Source organism: Ruegeria arenilitoris, from assembly GCF_013032445.1.
Lineage (GTDB): Bacteria > Pseudomonadota > Alphaproteobacteria > Rhodobacterales > Rhodobacteraceae > Ruegeria > Ruegeria arenilitoris_F.
This window is the reverse complement of sequence record NZ_WQCA01000080.1, coordinates 1-1,235: the sequence shown is the minus strand read 5'-3', so window position 1 is coordinate 1,235 and position 1,235 is coordinate 1. Positions and strand designations below refer to the sequence as shown.

Below are 1,235 nucleotides of genomic sequence, written 5' to 3'. Positions count from 1 at the left end.
GGATAGATCGGGAATTTGGCGCAGAGGTCTGCGACCTCGGCTTTGACCTTGGCTTCGACGTCGCCGTTGCCGTCCTCGCCACTGGCGGCCAGACCGTCGACCACTTCGATGATCCAGTCGGCGATCTGGCGGAATTCGGTCTCACCGAACCCGCGGGTGGTACCGGCGGGCGAGCCTAGGCGGATGCCCGACGTGATGGTTGGCTTTTCCGGGTCAAACGGCACGCCGTTTTTGTTGCAGGTGATATGCGCGCGGCCCAGGGCCTTTTCGGTTGCGTTGCCTTTAACGCCTTTGGGGCGCAGGTCGACCAGCACAACATGCGTGTCGGTGCCGTGGGTCACCGTGTCCAGACCGCCTTTGATCAGCTGATCCGACAGCGCTTGCGAGTTCACCACAACCTGCTTGATGTAGTCCTTGAACGCCGGCTGCAGTGCTTCACCGAAGGCCACGGCTTTGGCCGCGATCACATGCATCAGCGGACCGCCCTGAATGCCGGGGAAGATGGCCGAGTTCACTTTCTTGGCGATCGCCTCGTCATTGGTCAGGATCATACCGCCGCGCGGGCCGCGCAGGGTTTTGTGCGTGGTGGTCGTCGCAATGTGGGCGTGCGGGAAGGGCGAGGGGTGCTCACCCGCCGCAACCAGACCGGCGAAATGCGCCATGTCCACGTGCAGATAGGCGCCAACCATGTCGGCAATCTCGCGCATCCGGGCAAAGTCGATCTGACGCGGGATGGCCGAGCCACCGGCGATGATCAGCTTCGGCTGATGCTCTTTTGCCAGCGCTTCGACCTGATCGTAGTCCAGCATGTTGTCTTCTTTGCGCACACCATACTGGACGGCCTTGAACCACTTGCCCGATTGGTTGGGGGCCGCGCCGTGGGTCAGGTGACCACCGGCATCCAGGCTCATGCCCAGAATAGTGTCGCCGGGCTGAATCAGCGCCTGAAACACGCCCTGGTTGGCCTGCGAACCCGAGTTGGGCTGGACGTTGGCGAACTCACAACCGAACAGTTGCTTGGCGCGGTCGATGGCGAGGTTTTCGGCGATGTCGACGAACTGGCAGCCGCCATAATAGCGACGGCCCGAATAGCCTTCGGCATATTTGTTAGTCATCACCGAGCCCTGCGCCTCCATCACGGCGGCAGAGACGATGTTCTCGGACGCGATCAGCTCGATCTCGTCGCGCTGACGGCCCAGCTCGGATGTGATCGAGCCAAACAGCTCAGGATCACG

The 1,235-nt window shown here is 62.1% G+C and carries 1 protein-coding gene; it reads right to left on the bottom strand.

Going from position 1 to position 1,235, the window contains the following annotated elements; genetic code table 11:
• On the bottom strand, nucleotides 1-1,235 hold a 1,235-nt coding region (gene glyA / locus GOW98_RS25490), incomplete at both ends, for a serine hydroxymethyltransferase (protein WP_170337395.1).